Origin of the sequence: Aquiflexum sp. (assembly GCF_041751335.1) — a bacterium.
Taxonomy (GTDB): Bacteria; Bacteroidota; Bacteroidia; order Cytophagales; family Cyclobacteriaceae; genus Aquiflexum.
Window position 1 is genome coordinate 1 of record NZ_JBGSXS010000039.1, and the last position, 5,373, is coordinate 5,373.

General features: G+C 42.3%; 5 protein-coding genes and 1 pseudogene. 1 reads left to right on the top strand and 5 read right to left on the bottom strand.

Translation table 11 applies throughout. The features are described 5' to 3' along the window. Positions 1–182, bottom strand: a pseudogene (locus ACEW8U_RS02105) (alkaline phosphatase family protein); the annotation flags it as partial. Between the two features lie 169 nt (positions 183–351). On the opposite strand from ACEW8U_RS02105, the gene ACEW8U_RS02110 reads away from it, so the two are divergent. After that, positions 352–1,764 carry an aminopeptidase P N-terminal domain-containing protein gene (locus ACEW8U_RS02110; RefSeq protein WP_373520381.1) on the top strand — a complete coding sequence of 471 codons (1,413 nt, stop codon included), beginning with the start codon at positions 352–354 and terminating at the stop codon, positions 1,762–1,764. A 162-nt stretch (positions 1,765–1,926) separates the two neighbouring features. On the opposite strand, the gene dinB is transcribed toward ACEW8U_RS02110, so the two are convergent. The 4 genes from dinB to ACEW8U_RS02130 all read right to left on the bottom strand — a co-directional run. Next, positions 1,927–3,117 carry a DNA polymerase IV gene (dinB, locus tag ACEW8U_RS02115; RefSeq protein WP_373520382.1) on the bottom strand — a complete coding sequence of 397 codons (1,191 nt, stop codon included), beginning with the start codon at positions 3,115–3,117 and terminating at the stop codon, positions 1,927–1,929. A gap of 439 nt (positions 3,118–3,556) precedes the next feature. Continuing rightward, complete coding sequence (locus ACEW8U_RS02120) at positions 3,557–4,015, bottom strand: RES family NAD+ phosphorylase (protein ID WP_373520383.1); 459 nt, start codon at positions 4,013–4,015, stop codon at positions 3,557–3,559. Beyond that, positions 4,016–4,522 carry an antitoxin Xre/MbcA/ParS toxin-binding domain-containing protein gene (locus tag ACEW8U_RS02125; RefSeq protein WP_373520384.1) on the bottom strand — a complete coding sequence of 169 codons (507 nt, stop codon included), beginning with the start codon at positions 4,520–4,522 and terminating at the stop codon, positions 4,016–4,018. It lies immediately after the preceding gene. A gap of 230 nt (positions 4,523–4,752) precedes the next feature. Beyond that, positions 4,753–5,373: calcineurin-like phosphoesterase C-terminal domain-containing protein (locus ACEW8U_RS02130; protein WP_373520385.1), on the bottom strand; the 621-nt coding region annotated here is incomplete at its 5' end.

The window sequence follows — 5,373 nt, forward strand, 5'->3', positions numbered from 1 at the left end:
AGCCTCTTAAATCCACCCTCAGTATATCTGTCTTGAAACTTGTAAAAATACTCCTGCCTCATCTGATCGATGACGATACCTACGACTAGTTTTGGTTTTTTGGGTGCATCGGCTTTAATACTTTGCGAAAAGGCACTGGAAACCATCGCGGTTGCCAACAAAATCATGATCAATCTTTTCATTATGTCTCTGGACTGTTTGGAATGTGGCAAATATAAGGATTCATATTTGCATCCATTTTAACATATTGTTAAATGGCCATTCCAATAGAGGGATACTGATCAAAAATTGATGATTGGCAATTGAGTTTTGAAAACTGATTGTATATTTCAATTTCAAACAAAAACAGCTATGAAATCAGGTTTTCAGAAATATTTCCTTTTTACTTTCATCATCCTTTTGGGCATATCCGTCGATATTCAAGCCCAATCCTATTTTGAAGATGGACTGAATGCAACTTTCCATCATGGAAGGAGACAGGCTTTCCGGGAGCTTTTACCGGAAAATGGGGTTGCCGTGATATTCAATAATCCTGTCAAAAACAGGTCTAATGATACCGAATTCACCTACCGTCCCAATTCTGATTTTTATTACCTGACAGGGTTTAGGGAACCCAATGCAGCATTGATCATTTTCAAAAACCCACAGACGATTGAAGGGAAAAAGGTAAGTGAGATCATTTACGTACAGCCCCGAGACCCAAAAAAGGAGCAATGGGATGGCGTAAGATTGGGTGTGGAAGGTGTCAAAGAAAAATTGGGTTTTGAAAATGCCTATGTCAATTCGGAATTTATGAAATCCCCAAATATTGATTGGGGTAGCTTGGGGCCTTTGCTGTCATTTGATATGGGGACGATTGAGGGAGGAAGCCACAATGCGGCTCTGAATGAAATGATTGTGAAGTTGAAGGGAATGAGTCTGTCCAAAGAAGTGCCATCCAATACAGCTTTGAATCAGATTATGGGTAAACTGAGAGTGGTGAAGACGCCGGAGGAAATGGTAGTCTTGGAAAAGGCAGTTATGATTTCGGGCAAAGGGCATATAGAATCATTTAAGTCCATTCAGCCCGGAGTGTCGGAAAGGGCAATTCAGGGTGTACATGAGTTTGTACACAAAGCCATGGGTGCCGAAGATGTGGGCTACGGGTCTATCGTTGGTTCTGGCAATAATTCAACCATACTGCATTATGTGGAAAATAACGTCGAAAATCTGCAAGAAGGATTGGTTTTGATGGATATAGGAGCGGAATACAAAGGATATTCTGGTGACATTACGCGGACAGTCCCTGTGAAAGGAGTATTTTCCCCTGAAGAAAAAGCTATCTATGAAATCGTATTGAAAGCATTGGAAGCGGGAATAGAAGCGTGCTATCCCGGTTCTGATTATCAGAAAGTAGGGGAGGCAGCAAGAAAAGTGATAGATGAAGGATTGATTGCATTAGGACTGGTAAAGCCCGGAGAAAAACATCCATATTTTCCACATGGTATTGGACATCATTTGGGATTGGATGTACATGATAGGGGTGGATACGGCAAACTTGAACCTGGAATGGTCCTGACCGTGGAACCAGGAATCTATATTCCCGAAGGCAGCAATACCGATCCCAAATGGTGGAAAATCGGAGTGAGAATAGAGGATAATATCCTGATTACCCAAGACGGTCACAAAAACCTGAGTGCCTTTGTTCCCAAGACTGTAGAGGACATCGAAAGTATCATGAAGGAAGAGGGGATTCTTCAGAAATTGGGATTGTCTTTGGAGTAGTATCCGTTACTTTTTTTCAGATGGTATGCAATTCTATCAGTAAAAGTATTTATAAGATTGTATGATTGTTTTCTAACCAATATCAATCAGTATCTATGAATATCTAAATTCATAAGAGTTTAAGTTAATTACTTAGCAGCAGAATTTTGGATAAGTATTTTCTCATAGCGCCACTCCATTAAATGGATTGAACCTCCTTCTACCTACGGCCATGCCGATGGCGCGGCAAACGGTTTTGTCGCCATACCTGGTATTGAGGCGGTCGAGTGCCTGGTAAAGCTTGATTTGCTCTTGGGTATCTTCAAAGAGGTTGATCTGGTAATTGCCATTGACAAGGTGACTGAAGCGTACCCCGATCAGACGGATCAGCATGCGGCGGTTGTAGAGCTTTCGGAACAATTCTTTCACAATCGGTATCAGTGTATGGTCCGCCGAAGTATAGGATATCCGCTGCTGTACGGTATGTGTATCAAAATCCGAATACCGGATCTTCACACTCACGCAGGCGGTCAGTTGCTGTTTTTGGCGCAGCTTCGTTGTAATCTGCTCGGTCATGGCGATGAGGTGGGCTTCGAGCATCTTGACATCTATCGTATCCTGTTCGAAGGTGTTTTCCGAGGAAATAGACTTGGCTTCGGAATAGGGTGTCACGAGTGATCGGTCTATGCCGTTTGCTTTTTCCCAGATGATCAATCCGTTTTTACCGAAGGTGGCTTCCAACAGTTCGGCGGGCATCACCTGTAGGGTGCGTACGGTTTTCACTCCCATATTGTACAGGGTATGCGAAGTCTTTTCCCCGATCATGGGAATCTTGCGGACGGATAGGGGAGCGAGAAAAGGCTTCTCCATCCCATAAGGGATTTCCTTTTCATTGTCGGGCTTGGCTTCACCGGTAGCGACTTTGGAGACGGTTTTGTTTTCGGACAATCCCAGTGAAATCGGCAGTCCGCTTTCCTTTATGATCCTTTGACGGAGTTCTTGCGCCATCTTAAAGCAACCAAAAAACCGGTCCATTCCCGTGTAGTCGATGTAGAATTCGTCGATGGAGGATTTTTCGAAGAGTGGCACATCTTCCCGGATGATCTCGGTGATCTCATGGGATTTTTGGCTGTACTTTTCAAAATCCCCCCGGATGATCAATGCCTCAGGACACAGCTGTCGTGCCGTACGCATGGGCATGGCAGAATGCACACCAAACTTCCTAGCCTCGTAGCTACAGGAAGCCACGACTCCCCGATCTCCCGATCCACCGATGAGTATAGGCTTTCCGTTCAGCCTGCTGTCAAACAGCCGCTCCACCGACACAAAAAATGAATCCAGGTCCATATGGACAATGCTCCTCTTCCTTTCCATGACAATATGTTAATATAATAAACAAATTTATGTTTATAATTTAAACATATTTTGAATAACAAAGAGGAAGAAGTAATTCGTTTTTTCAGGATTTGAAACTTCTCAGACAGTGGGTGACAGGTTCCCTTGCTTTCTCATGATTTCGATATTGGGACACCGACAAATCAAAGCTTTGAAAATATACTTGGTAATTATAGCATTCTGAAGGTTATTTAATTGAACCACAAAAGAGACAAAAGATTACAAAAGAAAATGATCAACGTTATGTTCAGTAGTGGTTTGCAAACTATTTCAGTTCTTTTGTTTCCTGTTGTTTCTTTTGTGGTTCCAAAACAATACGCCTTACCCCTGTCAGCAGGTACGGCGCTCAAGTATCCTAATATCGAATATCCACCAATATCAATTGATCACGTTTAAAATTCGAAATAGTCATAGCGTCTTACCTGAATATCCTTTTAACAAAAGGGAACTTCTCGACCTTTAGGATTTCAATGCTTCCAAATTCCCTGTGATTGGGATTGATCAGGATATTGTAATCTCCTTTGGTTACGGCAGAGGGGACCATTATGGCACAATACCTGTTCTGAAACACAAACTCGTCGCCTATCCTTTGTGTGGTTGTAGGGTGGGGGAAAGCGTTCCAATCAGAAGGCAGTTCGTCTTCATGAATAAGACCTATTTCAATATGATCAGGAATAGATATGCTTACCATCATATAGTCATCAGGCAAGGTGGCCAGGCTGAAATGAACCGCAACTTCAGCCATGGCCAATGATCTGTTTTGGGCAGTATAGATCAGTTCCAATCCTACAGAATTCCATCTGGCACCCTTGATGGCGGCACCTTTTCCGGAAAGTGAATGGGCATATGGGGCTCTTGAAAGTCTGAATACCTCCATTTATACAAGAATCCCGTGATTGATTCTGACCAGTTCGCTCATGACCAACTCCTTGCCGTAAGAATCTTTCAAAAGGTCTATGGGCTTCAGGTTGCCAAGGGCATAGCTTGGCGTGTTGAGCCAGAGTTTTAATTTTTCAATGTTTCCAAAAACATCAAGCCCCATTTTCGTCACTTCTGCCATTTCGATTATTTTTTCTGAATGTATGGGCTTGAAATGATGGGATTCAGAAGCTTTGTAACGTTGCAGGGATTTAGTGGAAATGTCCAGAAAATTTGCCCAGTCACTTTCTGAAAACGGTGTATAGTCTTGGACTAAATCAAAAAATGAATAGGGGATTCCTGTCCTTATTGCCGCAATGATCAGCATCTTGTCTGAAAGGAAGTCAGCATAGGTAATCTCTTTTTCCTCATCAAATGAAAAGCCCTTCAACCTCGATTTTTTCAATAAGGAGGAAACTTCTTTATCCAGTTTAGATTCTAATTTGGAGATTACTACACTTGCCATGAATTCTTTATTTAGACTTTTGTCTGTAAATATAATACAAATGTCCTATAGGGTGATTCCTTTTCGTTTTTATTTATCACCATACTTTCAATAACTTATAGATTAAATGATTGAATTGGAAATCAATATGCTCCACCACCGCTGGCACGGTGAACTATATCTTAATATCCAACAAATATCCACCAATATCTAATTTATGAATATGTCATCATTACAGAATTACAGATCTATCAATTTGCCTGCAACACCTTAAAAACCCGGCTACCCTTGTGAACCTGCCCAAATATATCTGTGGCTTCTACTTCTATGGTATGTTCACCCACTTCCATGTTGGAGGAGATAGGAGCTCTCCATAGGTGGTCGGTGATGGCAGGGTTCGATGGTCTTCTGCCGGGCATGACTGCCTCTGTAGTGTCCCATTCATATACTTTCAGCAAATAAGTGGGATCATAACTTTCTATTTGGGTCATGTTTTTCCATTCTCCTTGATTGATCCGGTACCGCACTTTGTCGTCGGCTGAACCTGTAAAGAAGTTGACCACAATACCGGAACTGGTGCGAACATCCTTTGCCAAAACTTTAGGGGCAAAGATCTCCATTTGGTGGGTGTCGGGTTTTCCGGCTGCTTTGTAACGGACCTTGAAATCAGCATTATTGATTTCCAAAAACAGATAACCTTTTGGTGAACCGTCCCTCATGGTGGATTCAGGTGTGCCGTCAGCAAGTATTTTTCCGCTGTACCAATCTCCCGAAGGTGTGCCTATATTGTAGTGGTGGTGTGCCTTTGGCTGATTATAGCCGTCTTCTTTTCCAAAAAATGTCTGCTTCATATAATGGGTATGTGCGGACAT

What these genes read in the sequence shown, in the direction of transcription:
- ACEW8U_RS02110 (WP_373520381.1), top strand. Translation starts at nt 352, where the DNA reads ATGAAATCAGGTTTTCAGAAATATTTCCTTTTTACTTTCATCATCCTT.
- dinB (WP_373520382.1), bottom strand. Translation starts at nt 3,117, where the DNA reads ATGGAAAGGAAGAGGAGCATTGTCCATATGGACCTGGATTCATTTTTT.
- ACEW8U_RS02120 (WP_373520383.1), bottom strand. Translation starts at nt 4,015, where the DNA reads ATGGAGGTATTCAGACTTTCAAGAGCCCCATATGCCCATTCACTTTCC.
- ACEW8U_RS02125 (WP_373520384.1), bottom strand. Translation starts at nt 4,522, where the DNA reads ATGGCAAGTGTAGTAATCTCCAAATTAGAATCTAAACTGGATAAAGAA.